The organism is Bradyrhizobium sp. AUGA SZCCT0431 (assembly GCF_018131065.1).
Taxonomy (GTDB): Bacteria; Pseudomonadota; Alphaproteobacteria; order Rhizobiales; family Xanthobacteraceae; genus Bradyrhizobium.
The window spans coordinates 15,779-34,123 of record NZ_JAFCLR010000048.1; the positions used below are offsets into that span (position 1 = coordinate 15,779).

General features: G+C 61.0%; 25 protein-coding genes and 3 tRNA genes. 10 read left to right on the forward strand and 18 right to left on the reverse strand.

Annotated features, from left to right (window positions below; all coding sequences use genetic code 11):
• Positions 1-64: 64 nt before the first annotated feature.
• The 4 genes from JQ567_RS32465 to JQ567_RS32480 all read right to left on the reverse strand — a co-directional run bounded on the left by JQ567_RS32465 (position 65) and on the right by JQ567_RS32480 (position 1,499).
• Positions 65-138 (reverse strand) — tRNA-Gly (locus JQ567_RS32465).
• A gap of 409 nt (positions 139-547) precedes the next feature.
• A complete protein-coding gene (locus tag JQ567_RS32470) occupies positions 548-898 on the reverse strand; it encodes an SH3 domain-containing protein (RefSeq protein WP_212442596.1) in 351 nt (116 codons plus the stop codon).
• A 151-nt stretch (positions 899-1,049) separates the two neighbouring features.
• The gene (locus tag JQ567_RS32475; protein ID WP_212442597.1) at positions 1,050-1,271 is read right to left on the reverse strand and encodes a hypothetical protein; all 222 of its coding nucleotides are present in this window, start codon (positions 1,269-1,271) and stop codon (positions 1,050-1,052) included.
• A gap of 27 nt (positions 1,272-1,298) precedes the next feature.
• Complete coding sequence (locus JQ567_RS32480; RefSeq protein ID WP_249119398.1) at positions 1,299-1,499, reverse strand: hypothetical protein; 201 nt, start codon at positions 1,497-1,499, stop codon at positions 1,299-1,301.
• Between the two features lie 346 nt (positions 1,500-1,845).
• On the opposite strand from JQ567_RS32480, the gene JQ567_RS32485 reads away from it, so the two are divergent.
• Positions 1,846-2,241, forward strand: a complete 396-nt coding sequence (locus JQ567_RS32485) for a YciI family protein (protein ID WP_212442598.1) — start codon at positions 1,846-1,848, stop codon at positions 2,239-2,241.
• A 112-nt stretch (positions 2,242-2,353) separates the two neighbouring features.
• Here the strand turns inward: JQ567_RS32485 and JQ567_RS32490 are convergent, their stop codons facing one another.
• The 3 genes from JQ567_RS32490 to JQ567_RS32505 form a co-directional block, all read right to left on the reverse strand.
• The gene (locus tag JQ567_RS32490; RefSeq protein WP_212442599.1) at positions 2,354-3,400 is read right to left on the reverse strand and encodes a hypothetical protein; all 1,047 of its coding nucleotides are present in this window, start codon (positions 3,398-3,400) and stop codon (positions 2,354-2,356) included.
• Positions 3,401-4,319: 919 nt separating this feature from the next.
• A complete protein-coding gene (locus tag JQ567_RS32500) occupies positions 4,320-4,472 on the reverse strand; it encodes a DUF5989 family protein (RefSeq protein WP_092183768.1) in 153 nt (50 codons plus the stop codon).
• Positions 4,473-4,635: 163 nt separating this feature from the next.
• Positions 4,636-4,721: transfer RNA gene (locus JQ567_RS32505), tRNA-Tyr, on the reverse strand.
• Positions 4,722-4,923: 202 nt separating this feature from the next.
• Between JQ567_RS32505 and rlmB the strand changes: the two genes are divergently transcribed.
• Positions 4,924-5,751: a 23S rRNA (guanosine(2251)-2'-O)-methyltransferase RlmB gene (gene rlmB, locus JQ567_RS32510; protein ID WP_212442601.1), complete on the forward strand. Its 828-nt coding sequence runs from the start codon at positions 4,924-4,926 to the stop codon at positions 5,749-5,751.
• Between the two features lie 123 nt (positions 5,752-5,874).
• Here rlmB and JQ567_RS32515 read toward each other — a convergent pair whose 3' ends face one another.
• The 4 genes from JQ567_RS32515 to JQ567_RS32530 all read right to left on the reverse strand — a co-directional run bounded on the left by JQ567_RS32515 (position 5,875) and on the right by JQ567_RS32530 (position 8,573).
• A complete protein-coding gene (locus JQ567_RS32515; protein ID WP_212442602.1) occupies positions 5,875-6,318 on the reverse strand; it encodes a hypothetical protein in 444 nt (147 codons plus the stop codon).
• A 50-nt stretch (positions 6,319-6,368) separates the two neighbouring features.
• Positions 6,369-6,830: a hypothetical protein gene (locus JQ567_RS32520; protein WP_212442603.1), complete on the reverse strand. Its 462-nt coding sequence runs from the start codon at positions 6,828-6,830 to the stop codon at positions 6,369-6,371.
• Positions 6,831-7,018: 188 nt separating this feature from the next.
• Entirely contained in the window at positions 7,019-7,714 is a 696-nt protein-coding gene (locus tag JQ567_RS32525) for an urease accessory protein (protein WP_212442604.1), read from the reverse strand.
• 121 nt (positions 7,715-7,835) lie between these two features.
• Entirely contained in the window at positions 7,836-8,573 is a 738-nt protein-coding gene (locus tag JQ567_RS32530) for a dienelactone hydrolase family protein (RefSeq protein ID WP_212442605.1), read from the reverse strand.
• 189 nt (positions 8,574-8,762) lie between these two features.
• Here JQ567_RS32530 and JQ567_RS32535 point away from each other — a divergent pair, with 189 nt between their 5' ends.
• The 5 genes from JQ567_RS32535 (at position 8,763) to JQ567_RS32555 (ending at position 11,951) form a co-directional block, all read left to right on the forward strand.
• Complete coding sequence (locus JQ567_RS32535; RefSeq protein WP_212442606.1) at positions 8,763-9,107, forward strand: hypothetical protein; 345 nt, start codon at positions 8,763-8,765, stop codon at positions 9,105-9,107.
• A gap of 141 nt (positions 9,108-9,248) precedes the next feature.
• Positions 9,249-9,590 carry a hypothetical protein gene (locus JQ567_RS32540; protein WP_212442607.1) on the forward strand — a complete coding sequence of 114 codons (342 nt, stop codon included), beginning with the start codon at positions 9,249-9,251 and terminating at the stop codon, positions 9,588-9,590.
• Positions 9,591-9,764: 174 nt separating this feature from the next.
• Positions 9,765-9,839, forward strand: a tRNA-Thr gene (locus JQ567_RS32545).
• A 993-nt stretch (positions 9,840-10,832) separates the two neighbouring features.
• Positions 10,833-11,384 (forward strand): hypothetical protein, encoded by a 552-nt coding sequence (locus JQ567_RS38960; protein ID WP_312017506.1) that lies wholly within the window; start codon positions 10,833-10,835, stop codon positions 11,382-11,384.
• 384 nt (positions 11,385-11,768) lie between these two features.
• Positions 11,769-11,951 carry a hypothetical protein gene (locus JQ567_RS32555; RefSeq protein WP_212442608.1) on the forward strand — a complete coding sequence of 61 codons (183 nt, stop codon included), beginning with the start codon at positions 11,769-11,771 and terminating at the stop codon, positions 11,949-11,951.
• Positions 11,952-12,768: 817 nt separating this feature from the next.
• Here JQ567_RS32555 and JQ567_RS32560 read toward each other — a convergent pair.
• Together JQ567_RS32560 and JQ567_RS32565 are read right to left on the reverse strand one after the other, a co-directional pair.
• Positions 12,769-13,008 carry a PilZ domain-containing protein gene (locus JQ567_RS32560; protein ID WP_212442609.1) on the reverse strand — a complete coding sequence of 80 codons (240 nt, stop codon included), beginning with the start codon at positions 13,006-13,008 and terminating at the stop codon, positions 12,769-12,771.
• An 852-nt stretch (positions 13,009-13,860) separates the two neighbouring features.
• On the reverse strand, positions 13,861-14,118 hold the full coding sequence (locus JQ567_RS32565) for a hypothetical protein (protein WP_212442610.1): 258 nt from the start codon (positions 14,116-14,118) through the stop codon (positions 13,861-13,863).
• Between the two features lie 156 nt (positions 14,119-14,274).
• Between JQ567_RS32565 and JQ567_RS32570 the strand changes: the two genes are divergently transcribed.
• Positions 14,275-14,538, forward strand: a complete 264-nt coding sequence (locus tag JQ567_RS32570; protein ID WP_212442611.1) for a hypothetical protein — start codon at positions 14,275-14,277, stop codon at positions 14,536-14,538.
• A 57-nt stretch (positions 14,539-14,595) separates the two neighbouring features.
• Here the strand turns inward: JQ567_RS32570 and JQ567_RS32575 are convergent, their stop codons facing one another.
• The 3 genes from JQ567_RS32575 to JQ567_RS38750 all read right to left on the reverse strand — a co-directional run bounded on the left by JQ567_RS32575 (position 14,596) and on the right by JQ567_RS38750 (position 15,532).
• Complete coding sequence (locus tag JQ567_RS32575) at positions 14,596-14,769, reverse strand: hypothetical protein (protein WP_212442612.1); 174 nt, start codon at positions 14,767-14,769, stop codon at positions 14,596-14,598.
• 188 nt (positions 14,770-14,957) lie between these two features.
• Positions 14,958-15,230: a hypothetical protein gene (locus JQ567_RS32580; protein WP_212442613.1), complete on the reverse strand. Its 273-nt coding sequence runs from the start codon at positions 15,228-15,230 to the stop codon at positions 14,958-14,960.
• Positions 15,231-15,409: 179 nt separating this feature from the next.
• The gene (locus tag JQ567_RS38750; RefSeq protein WP_283816599.1) at positions 15,410-15,532 is read right to left on the reverse strand and encodes a hypothetical protein; all 123 of its coding nucleotides are present in this window, start codon (positions 15,530-15,532) and stop codon (positions 15,410-15,412) included.
• Positions 15,533-15,906: 374 nt separating this feature from the next.
• Between JQ567_RS38750 and JQ567_RS32585 the strand changes: the two genes are divergently transcribed.
• Both JQ567_RS32585 and JQ567_RS32590 read left to right on the forward strand, forming a co-directional pair.
• The gene (locus tag JQ567_RS32585; RefSeq protein ID WP_212442614.1) at positions 15,907-16,200 is read left to right on the forward strand and encodes a hypothetical protein; all 294 of its coding nucleotides are present in this window, start codon (positions 15,907-15,909) and stop codon (positions 16,198-16,200) included.
• A 315-nt stretch (positions 16,201-16,515) separates the two neighbouring features.
• Positions 16,516-16,926 (forward strand): hypothetical protein, encoded by a 411-nt coding sequence (locus tag JQ567_RS32590; RefSeq protein ID WP_212442615.1) that lies wholly within the window; start codon positions 16,516-16,518, stop codon positions 16,924-16,926.
• Between the two features lie 86 nt (positions 16,927-17,012).
• Here the strand turns inward: JQ567_RS32590 and JQ567_RS32595 are convergent, their stop codons facing one another.
• Entirely contained in the window at positions 17,013-17,861 is an 849-nt protein-coding gene (locus tag JQ567_RS32595) for an alpha/beta fold hydrolase (protein WP_212442616.1), read from the reverse strand.
• A complete protein-coding gene (locus tag JQ567_RS32600) occupies positions 17,858-18,226 on the reverse strand; it encodes a hypothetical protein (protein WP_212442617.1) in 369 nt (122 codons plus the stop codon). The genes JQ567_RS32595 and JQ567_RS32600 overlap by 4 nt, the downstream gene beginning before the upstream one ends.
• Between the last annotated feature and the right edge of the window lie 119 nt (positions 18,227-18,345).

Consider the following 18,345-nt stretch of genomic DNA (forward strand, 5'->3'; position numbering starts at 1 on the left):
AAGGATTGCTTGCTCCCGGCTGACGCCATGGCTGGTATCGGTTGCTTCACGGCGGGAAATGAAATGGAGCGGGTGAAGGGAATCGAACCCTCGTATTCAGCTTGGAAGGCTGCTGCTCTACCATTGAGCTACACCCGCGTTGGGCGATCACCTAACACGCCGTGGAGGCGGCCTCAACCACCCCGGGAACCGCAAAGAAAACCGCCGGGAAACCGCCAGAAAACCGCCAAAACGATGCCCGGCCGCCCGGCAAACCGGTCCGGTTCCGGCCAGAATCCGTGCGGGTCCGCCCCTTAACAGCGACAGATTCGCTGCCTATACTCTTATTTCCACAAACAACGAAAGGAGGTGATCCAGTGTCTCTTACCAAGCGCTGTCACCTCGCTGGGATCGCCCGCTAAGCTCTCGAGGCTAGTTTCTTAGGGCTTGGCAACGGGGCGCTCTCAGCCCTGGACCAGCGAGTTCAAAAGTTGGGGCGCGGCGGGAATCCCGCCGCGCCTTTTTGGTTGGCGGGTGCGGAATTGCGGCAACTCGCGACCAGAGCAATTCATTTACACACGAGGAATTTTCGAAACACCCAGCCGATCGGCCGGGAAGCGGCATTCGAAATGTAAGCCCATTGCTTTCCGTTTTCTGTGGTCTGGTCCGAAATCCGAATGCGCTCGCCGTTGGCGATCTTGCCGACGATTTTTCCGTTCGGTGATGTCCGGATGTTGAGCGGCGTTCCGGTCGGATCGGCGACGATACATGTATTGCTGTCCTGCGCTGGTCCAGCCGACTGCAATTCCTGCCTGGTGCCCGAGAGCGCCTTTTCATCATTGCCGATGGTGCCGCCGGCATTGCCGGATTGCGCAAAGGCCGCCGCGACACAGCCGGCGCTGACGAACGTGCCAAGCAAGACGATCTTCAGCACGGTACGTTGAGCGCTACTGCGAACGCTGCTCCCATCTCTTCCTCCATCGCTGGCGGCATTGTTCCGCAAGCCCGGGACGAGAGCAATAGGCCCGGGCTGTTCGATTCAGAGGTTCAGAAGCTCTTGAGCCGACCGCTCACGCCATCCGGCGCCGCCGGATTCTTTCCCACACCGAAATCAGGGCGATCGCCATGCCGGTGATCCAGGGAAGCACCGCGCCGTATTCCTTGACGCTGAGCAGCAGGGCCAGAATGCTCGTCACCAGCGTGAGCATCTTCGCCATTCCGCCCTGCCCGAACAGCGACAACAGAAACGGCAGGAACAGGATGAAGAGCGTGCCCAGGGTGACGTCGGCCATGGGGGTGATCTCGGGACCGAAGGCCGGTCAGAATCCGCAGAGATTGACCGATCGCGGCCGCGCGCCGCGGCGGCTTTCGACAATGTTCTCACCGCCATTGGTGGCCGAGCTGCCGTAATAGCGGTGATGGCCGGAGACGTCGTGCCAATCGCCGGGCTGCGTCGATGCCGGCGACGCCGAATGGGACCGGGTGGCGTCACTGATGATCGAGGCTGGCTTGCGTTGCATGACCGTCTCCGTGGATGATGCGCACTTGCTGCGTTCTGTTCATCAGTCGTTAACTTGCCACCGCGCGTTCAAGCACCGCGCCCCTATATCGTGTTTCCGGAATGTTTCGTGACGTGCCTCACCCGGCGACCAACTGACACTTTGTTGAAACGGATTTGTCGGGATAGGCCTTTGCCAAACGTCCTCGCAGGCGTCCAATCCGGCCCCATTTTTGTTTTGACGCGTTTTCTACCGCAGATAAGTCTACGCAATCTGCGTAAACTTGATTGCTATGCGAACCGGGTCCACCCCGGATCAAGTCCGGGGCAGGCTTTCGCTCGAAAACGCTTTAGCCAAGGAGATATCGATGCTTTACGCCATTCTGGCCTATCACGTGGAAGCCGAGGTGCAGTCCTGGACGCCGGAAGAGGATGCCGCCCTGATGACCGAGTTGCTTCGCGTTCACGACCGGCTCAACGAACAGAAATTGTTGGGGCCGTCGGCGCGGCTGGGGGCGACGGGCAAGGCCCGCACCTTGCGAGGACCGGGCGCGGGGGTCGTAATCGACGGGCCGTTTGCCGAAACCAAGGAGCAGTTGCTGGGGCTTTATGTCGTCGACTGCGCCGATGGCGACGCCGCGATCGCGGTGGCCCGCGACCTGCGCAAGGTCAATCCGACCGCGGTCTACGAGATCCGCCCGATCGCCCTCTATCTTCCCGGCGAGCCGTTCCCGACCACGGAGGCGCCGGGCGTTACCGCCTAGGGCTACGACGCTCAGAGCTGGATCTTTGAGGGTCCGGTCAACCGGCGAATCACATAGCTGGCAAGCTTTACAACGCCGGAAATCACTGCCCCGATCAGCTCCAGAACGGCGCTCACGAGCTCAAGCAGGCCGAGGAAATCAAGGAGCCAGAGCAGCAGCACCGCCGCCGATCAAAATCGGAATCAGCCATTCGAACATTTTGTTCTCTCCTGGCCGCTTGGTCGTGAGCCAGCTCGCCGGGGTTCAAGCTGCGGCAATTCGCCCGCGGCGTGTGCCGCACGCAAACCTGTGACGGCGCCTTTGCTGCCGTCAGGCGGCCGAGGAAGCCGTCGATCTCCCGCGCCACGATGATGGCGGACCGCTCGTCCATGTGCGAGGCGTCCACCCAGCGCAGCTCGGACAAATGGTAGTTGATATCAGGCCATCTGCTGCGGTCGGCAAAAGCCGTGCGCGCCAGCGTTCGCGCGGTGATCGCATAACGCGACTGGCCGAGATTGCCGGGATATGGCAATTCCACGAAATAGATTTGGACTCCCCTGCTCTCGAGCTGCGCGACCAGCCGTTGCAGGGTTGCGGCGTTCGCCGCCATCGTCGCGTCGTAAGCGGGATTGGCATATTCGGCCTCGGCTTCGTCGAGCGATGTCTTGATCTCGTAGCTTGACGGCGGTTGTTGCGGCAACGTCGCGACGTTGTGGCTCTCGGATTTATACTTCAGCCAGTAATAGACCCAGGAAATCGCGACGCGGTATGGCCAGAACCATGCGAACGGCTCGGCGGCGTTGTTGCCGAAGTTCTCGACAAGTGTCGCATCGACCGGCCGCGAGAGAATGTTGGTCTCGACGACGATGACCCGCGGCAACTTCGGATAGCTCGCGATGATCGCAAGACCCGTCAGCGGCGAGCCGCCGCCGATCGCGACATTGCGCAGCCGGGTGCTGAAATAGCCTTCATAGATCCGGAACATCATCGAACTGCCGACCAGCGCCACATCGGGCACCGGCTCGAGCGCGTAGCGGCTCAACGCGGGAAAACGCCGGTCCTCCAGCACGCGCGCGTAGAGTTTCGGATAGTTCCACAGCACCGGGGCCACGCAGGCTGCGAGCAGCAGCAACGCGACGATGATGAAGGTTCGGGATTTTCCGGCGTGGCGACGGCGCATTGCAGGCTGGCACTTCTTGAGGGAGCCATCCGGCTTCCCATGGATTTTAATAGGGCCACTGACGCCCGGCGCTCTCTTAATTAATTGGGGGGGGAAAATAGGCTCGTCAAACCAACTTCAGTACGGTGGCATCGGCAGCCCGAAGTAAAAAAGCCGCTTGGCCCGTCGGCATGAAACGACAGGCCACTTTGCGTTCATCTCGTGCCGCGCGTGCTAGGGCTTAATCAGACAAAGCCCAATCGTTGGCGCGGTCGCACATTTTGCTCCTTCGGATACGCCGCCACCGGGACAGAAAACCGACACCAACATTTCGTTGGATTCGCAGCTCACTGCGCCATCACCTTGAACGGCGCGAACGTTCGCCGTCGCCGGATCGGCTTTGTCGCCCTTCGGGCCCCTTTCGCCCGGAGCGCCTTGTGGACCTTGCGCCCCCTGTGCCCCGGCCTGGCCCTGCGCACCGGGCACGCCTTGGAGGCCCTGTGGCCCAGCTTGGCCTTGCGCACCGGGCACGCCTTGGGGGCCCTGCGACCCTTGGGGGCCGGCCGGTCCCTGAGGGCCCGGGTCGCCCTTTGGACCTGGATCTCTGCCGCATCCAGCGAGCGCTAGCGCAATACCGACGGCAAGTATCGGAAGAATCCTCATGCAAAGCCCCCCTGTGCGTTCGCCCGACCGCTGATGGTGGCGACCTCCACTAGTATGACTCCAACCGCGGGAAGGCTCCAGAGTTCAATAGATGTCTGAAAGTCGCATGGGCGAGCCCGTCCGGCAGGCTGCGATTGCTGATCGATTCACCAAACTCCTCGGCGGTCTCCATCGCTCAGGATCGAGGCCATGATGACATGAGCAATGACTATCGTCGGGACGCAGCGCGAAATCTTTCGCCTCCAGCAAGGCTTGGCATGGGCCTGAGGCTGTCCATCTAGAAAATCGCGTAAATAAAAGGCGCGACCGCAGAGCCTTTCGACAAGACGAGCAGCGAACCGAATAGCAGCATCATGATGAAGATCGGCAGCAGCCAAAACTTCTTCCGCACCCGCAGAAACATCCAGAATTCGCTCAGGAAGGAGAGCATGTCCGACCCCAGGATTGATGATCCGCCGGGCTACACCGCGGCAGCCTTCGCCAGGGGCGGCCAGAGTCCGTCTTCGCTTTCGCTGCGCTCAAGCTACGCCGGACACGCATCGACCAGACGGTCTAGCGCGGCTGCGCCACGCGTAGCCCGTCAGGGCGAAGCGTGGTGGGGGAAGAAGGACTCGAACCTTCGAAGTCATAAGACGGCTGATTTACAGTCAGCTCCCTTTGCCACTCGGGACACTCCCCCGTTTAACTGCATCGCAAACCCAACCGCTTGATGGCGGCGGACAGGCCATGGATGACGTTAATACCTGGAGCCGATGGCGCGCTCCCGGTCGGGCGCGTTTATGGGCGAAGGGCCATGGCAAAGTCAACCAAGGGAAGCCTCGAAAAACGAGCCTCGAGGGGCCAAATTGCCATAATCCGGAACCCGTGACACAAGCTGGCGCATGAACGATCGCGACCGAAAACCGCCGTTCCGCCGTGGCGGCGGCAAACCCTTCGAAAAAGGCCGGAAACCGGGCGGTCGCCCGGCCTGGCGCGACCGGGACACCAGCCCGGACGGGCCGGTGATTCTTTATGGGTGGCATACGGTTGCGGCGGCTTTGGCCAATCCGGAACGCCAGATCCGCAAACTATTTCTGACCGAGAACGCCGCCCGGCGCCTGGCCGACGAGAATATCGACACCCGCGTGCCCCCGGAACTCGTCCGGCCGAGCGCGATCGACCAGCGGCTGGGTCCCGATGCCGTGCATCAGGGCCTGCTCGCGGAGGCCGAGCCCCTGCCCTCGCCGGATATCGATACGCTGGCGCAGGAGGGCATCGTGCTGGTGCTCGACCAGATCACCGATCCGCACAATGTCGGCGCCATCATGCGTTCGGCCGCGGCGTTTGCGGTCAAGGCGATCGTCACGACCGCGCGTCACAGCCCCGAGGCGACCGGCGTGCTGGCGAAGTCGGCGTCCGGCGCGCTGGAAATGGTGCCATTGGTGACCGTGCAGAATCTCGCCCGCGCGCTGAACGAGTTGAACGACCGCGGCTTCATGACCGTTGGCCTCGACAGCGAAGGAGCTGAAGACCTCGGCGCTGTCGCATTGCAGCAGCCGCTAGCGTTGGTGTTGGGCGCCGAAGGCAAGGGCTTGCGGCAATTGACGCGCGAGACCTGCAGCGTTGTGGCGCGCCTCGACATGCCCGGCGAGATCAAGAGCCTGAACGTCTCGAACGCCGCGGTGCTGGCGCTCTATATCGGCGCCTCCAGGCTGGGATTGATGAAATAAGAGCTCTCTATTTTTGACGCGTTTTCTTTACGCGAACCGGAATCCACTTCGCTCGAAAACGCTATGAAAACGCCCGCTCGCGGGATGCGAACGGGCGCCGACTCATTGATTCGAACTTTCGGATCAGTAACGGCCGAAGCGCGCGCCGCCGCGATAGCCGTACCGGGTGCCATAGCGAGCGCCATAACCGTAACGGATGCCCGGACGAACGCCGTAGCGGTAGCCGTAGGCCCGCGGGGCCACGACGCCGTAGCCGTAGCCGTAATACGGACGATAGCCGACGACGGTGTCTTCCTGATAGACGCGGGCCGGAGCCCAGGCGCCGGGACCGGAATAGGTCGGGCCCTGGTTGACGTAGTAATATTGCTGCACGGGATCGGCGAGCCGGGCATAACCCCAACCCACGCCGCCACAGGGATTGCAGCCCGCCGAGGTGTAGGTCGCAACAACCGGTGCGGCGTAGACGACGGGTGCAGCGTAACCGCACGTGGCGTAACCGCACGCCATCGCGGGCGCAGCGGCCGTCACGGCGACTGCCGCGACCAGTCCTGAAATCAGATGACGCATTACTCTCTCCTGTAGGTGTTTTGCCTGTTGGTGTTCTTGTTGGCGTGGTTTTAAGGGCGTGGAAGCAGTCCCGTGGGATGCCGACGTGGACGCCGGTCCTCCTGCGGTGCGTAGATGATCTCGGGCGGTTTAACGGGCACGTTGGATTGCGCCGGCAGCGGCGCCGACTGTGCAGACCAGGATTGGTGATAGCTTTCGGCCGGCTGCGGCAACCTTCGGTTCGCCGGCGGTTCGATTTCCAGACGGCCGTAACCGGGCAGATGACCCGCGCTCGGATAATAATGACCGACACGCGGCACCGGATCGACATAGCGGCCACCATAGACGGTCGGCTGCACATGCGTGCCCCTGAGGAGGCCCCAGTCGCCCTCGACCACCGAATAGGATGCATCGACGCCGTTGATGATGACGGGAACACCGGGGCGACCCGGAATCACGATTTCAAAGCCGCCACCGGCCAAGGCCGTCGACGTCGTCGCCATCAGAATTGCCAGTGTCACGCCAATGCGCATCGCCCTGGGACCCCGTTTTCCACTGACCGCAATCTAATCGAACGGGCACCCCCAAGGGTTAAGGGGCCGGACCAAACTGCCGGTAAGGCTAACGCGTCAGCATCCCCCGCCGTTCAATTGCGAGCGAACCCGCTCAGCAATTGTTAACGGGGCGAGCGGATCCAGCGGACTGAGGCAAACAGATTTGCTCATACAAACAGGTTTTCGACGAGGGTCGTGGCACCGATGGCGATCGTGACGATGCCGACGGCGCCCTGCAGGCCGCGATTGGCCCAGGTGAGCCAGCGCGCGGACACCGCGAGCGGCACGGCGATGACGGTGGACAATGCGCCCATGCCGATCATCGAGCCGATCCCGAACAGCGCGACATAACCGAGCCCGACCGCGGGACTCGACGCCTGCGAGACCGTCAGCACCAGCAGTGCAGCCGAGCCCGCCATGCCGTGCATCAACCCGACCAGCAATGTGCGCCAGCGAAAACCATGCTCATGGGCGTGCGCGGTGCGCAGATGCGGCGTGGTTTCGCCGGCATGGCTGTGGGCGTGAATATGCACGGTGCCGTCGCCATGGCCGTGCTTGTGAAAATGCACGCGGTCGCGCCACAGCCGCCACAGCACATGCGCACCGAGGCCGACCAGCATGATGCCGACGGCGGCCTCGAGTGGACGCGCCACGCTTTCCGGGATCGCGCTGCCGAGCAAGATGGCGCAGCCGGCGAAGACGAACAGCGTCAGCGTATGGCCGAGCCCCCAGGTCAGCCCGTGCTTGACGATGTCATCGACACGGCTGCGGCGCGCGGCGATGCTGGAGACGGCGGCGATATGATCGGCTTCGAGCGCATGTTGCATGCCCAGCAAAAACCCAAGCCCCAGAATTCCGAACATATGCCTCCCACTCTCCCGTCATTGCGAGCCACCGGGTCGCGCGAATGCGCGCCCCGGTGGCTCGCAATGACGTTTCGAATTTCCTTATGACACCGCTTGACCTGATTGTCAGAGGCAATATTCACACCGAATTAGTATCTTCGGAAAACACTTCATCAAACAGACCCAACATCGCCCCCCATGAGCGGCGATCGGCCTGCTCGTTGTAGAGCGCGGTGCGCATCATCGAACCGTCGGCGGCGGGATTGGTGAATCCATGCAGCGTGTTGCCATAGAGAATGACCTGCCAGTCGCGGACGTGGCCTTCGCGCATCTCGTTCTCGAACGCGGCGACCTGATCGGGCGGCGCCAGCGGATCCTCCGCGCCTGTTAACACCAGCACGCTGGCCTTCACGCGGCCGGGTTGCGCGGGCATTTTCGTCGCCAGCACGCCGTGGAAACTGACGACAGCCTTGAGATCGGCGCCCTCGCGCGCGAGCTCCAGCACCACCGAGCCGCCGAAGCAGAAGCCGATTCCCGCGAGCCGGCTGGTATCGACATCAGGCAAATCCGCCAGCGCCGCGAGCGCGGCGCGGCCGCGGGCGCGGAGTTTTTCCGGCTCGGCACGCAGGCCGCCGACCACGGTCGCGACCTGCTGCAGATTGATCGCCTGCCGCCGATCACCGAACATGTCGGCAGCGAGCGCGATATAGCCGAGGTCTGCAAGCCGCCGCGCGCGTTCCATCGCAAACTCGCCGAGCCCCAGTCCCTCGTGAAACACCAGCACGCCCGGCCGCGGACCTGCGGCATTGTCGTTCCAGGCGAGATAGCCCCGCAAATTGACGTCGTCGCAGCGGTAATCGAGGTCACGCGTCGGCATAAAATTCTCTTGAAGGTCTCTTGAACTTCTCTCTTGCAGTTCTCTCTTGAAGTTCTCTTGGAGTTCTTGGGGGTGCTTCAAAATGCGGGAACAGGAACATCACACCGGTTTGAACGCAGCACAACCCAAAATCGGAACATCGAGCCCTGCGATCGGTTGGCCCCGCACAACATTTGCGGAGAGCAACCAATGACAAAACTGAAACTTCTGGGCGCAACGGCATTGCTGGCGGCGACGATTGCGACACCTGCGATGGCGCAGCAGTGGACGAATGATTACAACTATCGCCATCGATCGTCCGGCTTCTGGCCCGGCGAAGTCGCAGCCGGTGTCGTCGGCGGCGCGGTTGGCGCAGCAGGCGCGATTGCGACCGCCCCGTTCCGCAACAGGGATTCCTACGCCTATTACGACGGGCCGGCCTATGACGATTCCTATGCCTATCCCGTCCAACGCCCGCAGAGCCTGCGTCCCGCCTGCGGCATTCAACCCGACGCGACGTATATGGGGCCCGACGGACGCTGGCGCCCCTGCTGAGGGGTGAGCGGCAACGCGAGCAAGTAACGCCGGTTTGAATCGTTGCCAAGGAAAATGCGGAGGAAAATGCGGAACGCCCCTGCGCGGTCCGCATTGGCCTTGCGTAACGATAACTTGCGTCCCCCGAAAAGGAGAAGCCGCATGACAAGATTCAAAATCCTCGGCGCGGCTGCGGTGCTCGCATCCGCGTTGGCGAGCCCGGCGCTGGCGCAGCAGGTCACGAACCCCGGTAGCCATCAGCGTCAGGCCTATCCGGATCAGGCCTACCGGCAGAGTGGCAACTGGCAGAGCAGCTACAACCGCGGGGACGACCGCAGCGGCTTCCGGCCGGGCAGCGTCGCAGCCGGCGGCGCTGCAGGCACCACGGCCGCGATGGGGGCCGAACCGATCGGCGGCGAGGAATACGCCCGCCGCAACGGCTTTGTCTGCATCCCCGGCACCCTGTTCCGCGGCGACGACGGCCGCCGGCACATCTGCCAATAAGACGAGCGCATCGAGCAATGAAAAAGGCGGCCGAAAGGCCGCCTTTTCTATGAGCAGGGGTGATTGGGGCGACTTTCGAGGTGCTGGCACTTTGCGGGCAAGTCTGGTATTCGACCGCCGAAGATTGGTGGAACCTCGCGCGTTATCCTGGCTGGCCCGCCATCGCTTCAATTCGCCGGTTTAGCTCAGCGGTAGAGCAGCGGTTTTGTAAACCGAAGGTCGGGAGTTCAATCCTCTCAACCGGCACCAGCGTCTCTGAGTGGTGCGAGGAACTGTCACCGCCCAGCAACATCCAGATGTTTCACTTCTCGGAACACCAAATAAGACTCCCCCGCTCGAAAGTCTTGCGGCAGATTCGACGTTACCGGGGTTGGGAGTATTGTCATTGCACTGACAATCAATTTTCCCGGACGGGCCGCAGCGCGCAACGCCTGCGGCCTTTTTCATTGGCCAGCAAAGCCGGCGCAAAAATGCCGGATCGTGAATGCAAAACAGTCTCGCACCTGCTACGCGTCAAACTTCGATCAGGCTCGGGACCGACATCGAAGCGGCATGGAAAGATTGCCTGCCCCGATGCACCGAGACCGACCTCATCGAGCGTCGCCCGCCTTCGCTCCTTCAAGGCTTGGAAATTTGCCGTGCCCAATGCCGCTGCCGACGCAATCGACCAATGGCTGCGCGCGGCGCGCTCCGCTGCAATTATGCAAACAGCCAATCGTAGGTCTTCGCAAGGAGCTTGCTAAGTAGGTAGAACCAACCTGCCATTGCAAGGACAACAGGAACAAAGAAGGCCACCCCAACGATCACTTGCTCTCGCCTTTGGCCGCTGGGGGCCACTGACACTTTGACGGCCGCTTTTTCGCTGGAACTCATAACCCTCACCGTGTGGGCAAAAGGCGGCAACTCGCCCCGTTTCAAAAGTGGCAAAGCGCGCGGCGTGGCGGCATCAGCATTCTATTGTTCGCCATGTAGGCCGCCTCAGTTGGCGGCCTCTTCCATTCGCGACACCGCTGAGAAGCGGCCCCAACCTCGGGGCTGGGGGCTGAGTTGGGGCCGCCATTCCAACCGTGGGCAACGCGGAAAAAGGCGGCCTACGGTTAGCCAAACTACCGCAACTCGGTTGATCGTTCCGAACTAGTTTGGAGTACCTCGGTTGGCGGCCTCTTTCACTGTGCCGATCGAACCTGCGAACCGCAATCCGTAGCGGCTGCCCTTACAGGCATTGCAGCGCTTCAATGGGCCGTGCCCGAACTCACCCGTCGCCCGAACCCCGAACGCTCCGAGTGCTGGCACGTCCACTGCGGCGACTTGCAGGTTGACACGATCGCGATCCAGTCGGGTCTGCCAGTCAAGGCCAAACAATGGAGATCGGACGTCAGCTTCTACCCGGCATCACATCGTGGTCTCGCCCGCGGCGGCTACGCGTCAACCTTCGACCAGGCGCGGGGCGGATTCGAAACGGCGTGGAAAGACTATCTGCCACGATGCACGGAAGCCGACTTCGTCGAGTATCGGCGCCAGCGCGCCTGGACGGCTTGGAAATACGCAATGCATGCCGCTGGCCTGCCGCTGCCGACGCAATCACTGCTGGAAATCGCCAACGCTACGGAAGCCATTCAAGACGCCCGGATCCACATTGAGAAGATCAACGGGCCAATGCTGTTCAAAGAGGGCGCCAGCCCGGCCGAGTACAAAGCTGGGTTCGATCTCGCGATCGCGCGCGGCTGGCTGTGGCTGCACGAGTCCGGGACGTTCGTGAAGTACGCACCGGCCGGCGCGGAGTTGTTTGCTTAACGGTTGCGGCCTCGCCGTTGGTGGCACTTGAATTAACCCATTTGGGTGATGCGCGCGTTTTCCGCGAGCGAGTGGGAACCAAAGTGCACTTTAGTACTTACTGACTCACCTTTGGCGCGGTGAGTAATGAACGACTTAAGCAGCGATAAACTCTCAGGACCGGAGAAGCGCGAGCATCGCAGGTGCAGGTGTGGCGCGCAGCCCAAAGTGGTTCACAAGATGATGGACCCAACTCGTGGCTTGACGGTACGAATGTTTGAATGTCAGTGCGGCGAACGCAGCTGGACCGAACATAAAGACTAAACTCTTCCGATAAGCTCCTTACGACTGCCGCTGGATCTGACCAAAAGCGATAGAGAAAAAATGGGCCGAAGAGGCGCGGCAATGACAAGGCAATCTGAAATCTACCGGCAGAACGCGGAGAACTGCCTGCGTCTGGCTGAGGCTGCAGAGAACGAGCCCGCTCACAAGCGTTTCAAGCGGATGGAAGCCGCTTGGCTCGCGTTGGCCGAAGAGCAAGATTGGCTCGACGGGGAGACATCAGCCGATACCCAAAAAACCAAATGATGCTGTACGGTCTGGCCGAAGGCGAAGGGGAATAAATGGACCTGCTGTCGTCGATTGACTTGCCGCATTGGCTAATGATCGCGGGAGCTATTTTAATCGCAATGGGCTGCCTTGGTCTTGTGTTTAGCCGGAACAGGCAAGCCGCCAGTAACCGTGATCCTGATCAGTGATTCAGTACGAACTGCGATTCAGTACGAACTGCTTCGCGCCCCATGGCCAGCAAAATGATCGAGCAAGATGTCTGACATCCTAATTCGGACGCTCTTGTCGTCGTGGCACAAGGCCGAGAATTTCGCTCGGTAGCATCCCATCACTATCGTAAAAAGCTGGTGCTGAGCTGGGATTACCGTGAAAATGTCCAAAATTTGCCGGGCTCTGTGCCGGGTAAACTACGGACCTTACCCTTTCCCTCATCCACTTAGGTGATTGGTCCCTTTCAATTTTTTGGGTGGCCCTTTTTGGTCCTCGCCAACGCCGTGATCTTGCCGCTCTCTGTTCATCCTCCAGAGTGAGTAGTCCCGGAACAGAAAAAGGCAGTACTGGCCTATATTTCGCCCCCTAGTCGGCTGTTTGAACCAGCGGCCTGCTTTTTGAACCAAAGGTCCGCGCGGGTCTTAATCTCAGCGAACAGCTAACTCGCGCGAATGCGCCGCCCAACGCGCCGGCGGTCATGAGACCAGATCTCGATGGTCGGATGGTCTTCAAGGTATTTGGCGCGCCTCCCGCTCCGCGGTTTGCGAGTTGGTACCGGCGAGGTCCTAGCGGGCCAGCGCCACCCCGCTAAGGTCGACCACGTAGGACGACGCTGGGTGGCATATCACCGATTCCCGCCGAACCGTTTCTGGCTTCCCTCGACATACCCATTGAATTTGACGCCGATCAACTTCTCGGTTCGCCATATCACCGTGCAGCTGATGCGCTCAGCGCCGACCAGAAGTGTAAATTGCGCCGGGATGCCCACCGGGCTGACGACCTCAAGCCCCGCTCCAGTCTCGGACTGGTTACGAATGAGACAGGCGATTGTGCGTCCGCTGAACTCGATGATACCGGTCTTCATGAAGCGACCCTTGGTCCGCGCGCAAGCCAAACTGGGGGACGACCAATTTGCGCGACTTGCAGCCACGCTAACCCTGTTTAGAACGGTCGCAACGAAACTCGCGTGTTAAGCTTGATGTCCGCGTTGCGGATTAATTCTGGAACCGCAATCGCTGCAGGCGAACAGACTGCCGCGCGCCGATCTCAAGCGGCCTTGGGACCTTGTCCGGCATCACGCCGGCCTCGATGGCATCAAAATCCACGGATGGTCTAGATAGCGGGCAGTCGTTTGGGAGTTTTTATGCCCGAGCAAAGAGCGGGGAGAGGTCGGCTGAAGTCGAACAGCCCGCTCAGCGAAGCCGTAAGGCGAGAGACCGAGGGGGGAGCCAGATCATGGAGTATCGGGGCATTGAGTTCAGAGTGGCCCAGGGCATCGACCGAAAGAAAATGGAAATGGTTTGTCGCTCTAGCGTCAGGTCGACGGCAAGGCGAAGCGCGGCTGACACCGGCGACGCAACGAGGCTAATCTTTCTCGTCGAGGTCGGGAACATCCCACAACAAGTACGCCATAATGATAAGCGCTGGCGTCCAAGCTAACATGGCCCCAAATGCAATGGCCTGCACTGTTGTCATGATCACTCCGGGGTTGTCCCAACCTTGGGTCACTTAACCTAACGCGCTGGCTCTGGATAGCGGCCTTGTAAAACTGTTCACAAAAAATGACATTTTCCGACAATGGGTCACGGTCGCCGTAAGGTATTGATATGATTGAATGCGGGACGGTTTTGTAAACCGAAGGTCGGGAGTGCAAATCCGCTCAACCAACACCAGTCCGCGTTCAAAGTCACATATACGGCAACAACGCTTGCACCGTTTACATCAGCATCCAGCGCCGTATCAGCCACGCGAGCCCGAGCGCAGCGATGATGACGCCGAGCACATCCACCGCGTATTCGGAAATCGCAGGCGAGCCGTCTGGCAATCTTGAAAATGGATTCCAGTTCGGCCCTTCGGAGTGATCGACTTTCACCCGATTGAGGGTGAAAAGCGCGAGCGCGGCCCAACCGATAAAGAAGCAAACCACGTGGCAGACATAAGCCGCCGGCGAGCTGACGCCATTATACTTCAACATGGCACCTCCCGAACAATGGCTTGATTAAATACGGTTCTGAAGTGCGCGCTGAATTGTCAGACACCTAAAGCAGCGCTGAATTGTCAGACACCTAAAGCAGCTTTCTGTCCTCAATCCTCAGCCACGGCGAGATTCCCGTTATCCTCGCTATTCACAGTGAACACTTTTGGCGCCGTTCTCTGTGAGCCGCATTATGCAGACCGCAAGATCAAAAAATCTCAAGCGACTCTTGACCGGGAATCGCAAATCAGAACCTGTACGGCCTTGCTTCAGAGGACCGCCGTGCAAGATCCTTTTACTGATTTCATGACTGGTAAGATTTCCGAACGGCATGCGGCGCAGGACCGGCGCATTTTCGGCCTGATGTTTCTCTGCGTCGCCGCTTTGATTGTGCTGGCCGTCGCCAAGCTTTTTATCTGAACAGGGCAAAGAAAAAGCCCGGATTGCTCCGGGCTTCTCCTTGCCAGGCATCGTCGTTCAACCAAAGAGCAACCAATAGGCCGCCGCGGCTTTGCTTCCCCCTTGGGCTGCGTTCAAGGCAACGCCCACTTTGCCCCAAGAACTGCCGAAGGTGACGGTGAGTCCGCCCGACACGTTTTCGAGCTCATCGGCCGCGAGTTCGGCTGTTTCAACCTGACATTCCCGTTCCATGTCACTCTCCTGTTTCTCTTCCCCGAATGCACCATTGCCTCGGGTGATCGCGACATAGACGGATATGTTCTCGCGGCGCTGTTCCCTGCGGAACAAGTCAAGTGTGACAAATCTCACGGATAGCGAAGCTGTTTTTGACGCCCGCCTTTCGAGCAAAGAAAAAGCCCGGATTGCTCCGGGCCTCTTCATTACCAATGATGGTAGTGTCGATGGTAGTGGCGGCGATAGTATCGCGGGCCATCGTAATAGGCATACGGCCCACCGCCGTAATAGCCGTATCTCGGGCCATAGTAGTAACCGTTGTTGTAGGCATTGGCTGCCGCGGCCGCGCCTAGCACGCCTGCGGCCACACCGAAGCCGATCGCCGCGTTACGCCCGCCGCGGGCCTCGGCCGGCGAACTGACGACAGCGGTTGTCGCAAGCGCGGCAACGGCTGCGAGGGTGAGTCCTATTTTTCGCATGTGCGCTCCTTTCCCTTGCCCGGGTTAACGCTCGCCGCGCGAGGCTGTTGCAGGAACTTGCCCAGGTTATTTTTTTGAATTTTGGGAAACGGAGTTCTGTTCCGGTGAATCAACGGAGTTCCGGATGGCGGTTCGTTGATCGTCAGTCCGCTTGCGAGCGCAGATCCCGCGCCGCGCTGTCAGGACTTCACGGCGTAGGACATCGCAATACGCAATGCGAGGCCGACGCCCATAGCGATATTGTCGATCGCAGCACCTATGGCGACGCCGATCACTGTTCCAAGGGTGCGGCCTTCCTGCATGGCAGCGTCGCTGAGCTATCGACTGCTGGTCCGCTCGACATCCGGCGCTCTCGGACTCTTGTCCGACCGGTTCGGATCATCGACCCGGGATTTGAGATCGGCGGCCTTCTCGACCAGGCCCGCTGCCACATTCGGGTCCGTGACTGTCCGTGCGAATTTGAGAAGCGTAGTTGCCTGACGCGTCAGATACTGCCTGCCCACCACCGCTGCTATCTCCCGCTTGCCTGCCCGCAGACCTTACGTTGCAACGCGGGAATCGTTCCGAGCCATGTGTTACGAAGTGCACATTTAATCTTTGTTCCATCCGATACCTGCGGCATTTTGGGTTCCCGTGGGCTCCCGGAACCAACCCCGTTCGATCACGTTTTTGCTGCATGAGAATTCGGGAAGAGAACTGCAATCTGGTGTTGCTCACCGGCGTGACGCTGGTGAGTGCTGTGATCGCAGGCGCCGCCGGCTTTTGGGAACCCGCCTCCGCCGTGAGCAAAAACAGGCCGGTCTATGCCGCCGCGGCGTCTTCGCCGTCGGCCGCCGCGGCGCCCTCGCCGTCGACCAGCGCCGCCGCGGCTTCGCCGGCGGCACGGCAACCGGCCCGTCTTGTCAACCAAACGCCGGTCCGGGTGATCGGCGCGCCTTTCGTGCCCAACACCAATCCGCGCGAGCGCTAAGCAGGATGAGGGTTGGGCCGTGACGGCCGACCCTATTTTCTCATGCCTTACGCAAGGGCGTACCCGTGCTGCGAGCTGCGGCCCGTTCTACTTTGCATGGGGTTGTTTCGCGATTTTGTGTCTGGGCCTGCGGTGCCCCCTAGCACCCGCTGGCATAGCCCCCGCTGGCGGAGGCGCTGCGCAGGGTGTCCCCCACCGGGGTGTCGCCCTTTTGTCACCTCGCCGGCAAATCGAATGCCTTCATTAGCCAAGTTCAACACTTGCTCTTGATTCCACAAAAGCCTTTTGCTGGAATGACTTGGGCTGAGGTGTCCGATGAAATGGATGAAGGAACGCGACCTCCTGATCGCGCAGACGATGGCATTCGTGCAATCGGTGACCGGGAAGAAGCCGGACGCCGCCCAATTCCTCGCGAATCCGGCCTCTTTCGTAAGCCCGGAAGCACCCGCATCCTTTGACGTGCCCAAAGCCACGCCCGCGGTGTCGATGCCTGACATCGAGGCGATGCTGGCCGAAACCATCTCTGTCGCGCCGCCGAAGCCGGTCCAGAGCGGACGTCCCGAGCCCAAGGTCGATTTCCAGTCCGAGATCCGCGCCCGTGTCGCCAATTTCCGCGCGCATCAGGAACGCTTCAACCGTGAGCGCGAGGCCTATTGCAGCGCCACCATGGCCAAGGTCCACGCCGCGCTGCGGGAAGACACCGGACCGCCGCCGCTGGGCAAATAGCCGTTCGGCCAGGTCCTCTTGTTTCAGGTCCTTTTGTTTGACGGTTTTCTTAACGCGAACCGGAATCCACTTCCCTTGAAAACCCTTTAGGCCCTGCCGATCTTCTCCAGCACCGGCAGCAGGTGCGTCAGAAACAGCTCCGGATTTTCGCTCATCGGGAAGTGGCCGAGCCCCTTCATGATGGTGACTTCACAACCCCTGATGCTGCTCGCCACGGCCAGCGTCTCCTCCGGGGTGCAGGAGTAATCATACTCGCCGGACAGCAGAAACAGCGGACAGCGCCTGGTGTCGATCTCTGCGACGCGGTCGCGGATGTCGCCGTCGAGCTTGTAGAAATACAGATCGCCTTTGAAGACGCCGGGCCCGCCCTGCATGTAGTGCCAGATCGTTTCCCAGCGCTCGCTGTCCGGCGCATCGGGGCCCACCAGACCGGAGACGATGGCGCCGGCGACCTCGCCGCCATGCACATCCGGCCGGTGCAGGAAATTCAAATCGTAATAGGGATCGACATGCGCGCCGGCCTGCAGGCCGATGATGGCGCGAAAGCGCTCGGGGTGTTCGAGCGCCAGATGCAGCGCGATGCGGCCGCCGATCGAGCAACCGATCAGGATCGGGTGATCGAGCTCGAGTGCCGCCGAAATTTCCAGGACCATGGTCGTGTATTGCGCCGAGGTCAGCTGGTATTCCTCCTCGTGCCAGCCAGCCGGCGGCGAGGATTTGCCGTGCCAGGGCATGTCGAAGGCGATGACGCGATGTTTTGAGGTGACGCGCGCATCGTTCATCAGCGCGCGGTATTGCCGGCCATCGCTGCCCGCGGTGTGCAGGCACAGTAACGGCGTGCCCTCGCCCGCTTGCTCGACATAGATGCGGTGCGGCCGGCCGAACAATTCCAGATGCATGTAGCGGCCGACGATCGGCTCGAACCTCGCGCTCATGCGCCAGCTCCCGTGGCGCGGAGCTTGGCGAGCGCTTCCTTGAAGTAACGCAGATGGGCCATGAAGATCTGCAGATCGCCTTCGGCCCTCAGCGCGCGCCGCTTGATCAGCGCCAGCAAATCGTTGGAGCCCGGCGGCGGGCGCTCGCTCCAGAATTTCTTCCATTCCTCCTCGGAGGCGCGAAGCGCAAAGGCCGAAGACGGCATCACCAACGGCCCTGGCGTCACCGACACGATTCGGCCCTCATAGATCGAAATCAAAAAGGCTGACTGGCCGACCTCCAGAAGAAAGCTGGTCGTGAGATAGCGGCCGCGCCGGACCAATCCCGCATCGCCATTGACCCGCGCTTGCAGCGTCTCGATCATTCCCGTCCCCGTCCCTGCAACGTCGTCGGGCCGCTTCACGGCCCGAACCGGTTGTGTTGCATGATGGGTGGATTGGTCGCGCCGTCAATCGACATAGCGTTTTCAAGCGAAGTGGCCCC